Here is a 613-nt window from a genome sequence, read left to right as displayed (position 1 = left end):
GCTTTGAATGAAAAACTATTTAATATGTCGCATGAAATGCACCGATTAGAACAAGAAGTAGCAAAATATAAAGATACATCCGATCCTTTCCTTGCGATGAATGGAAAAAGCCCTGTTATACAACGAACGATTCAATTAGCTAGAAAGGTTTGTTCAGTGAAATCCACGGTTTTAATACTCGGCGAAAGCGGAGTTGGAAAAGAAGTGTTTGCGAAAGCAATTCATGAAGCAAGTGAGACAGCGAATGCCCCGTTTATTTCAATTAACTGCGGTGCAATTCCTGAAGCGTTATTTGAAAGTGAATTATTTGGTTACGAACGTGGAGCCTTTTCTGGTGCAAATAGTAAAGGGAAGAAAGGGAAAATAGAGCTCGCGCAAGGCGGTACTTTATTCCTTGATGAGATTGGAGAAATGCCTCTCGATATGCAAGTGAAACTTTTGCGTGTACTGCAAGAACGAAAGTATTACCGAGTTGGTGGAGAAAAAGAAATTAATATCGATTTCCGCATTATCGCTGCTACAAATCGTGATTTACAAGAAGAAATGAGAAAAGGAACTTTCCGGGAAGATTTATACTATCGCTTAAATGTAGTTAGCTTGCACATTCCGCCAC

1 protein-coding gene is annotated in these 613 nt (G+C 39.2%); it reads left to right on the top strand.

Annotated features, from left to right (window positions below; translation table 11 throughout):
- The coding region (locus AC1DTM_RS30620) for a sigma 54-interacting transcriptional regulator (protein ID WP_477001721.1) at positions 1-613 on the top strand (613 nt) is incomplete at both ends.

The organism is Bacillus sp. P4_D3, assembly GCF_056401855.1.
The sequence above is the reverse complement of the archived record's forward strand: the minus strand, read 5'-3'. Positions and strand labels throughout refer to the sequence as shown.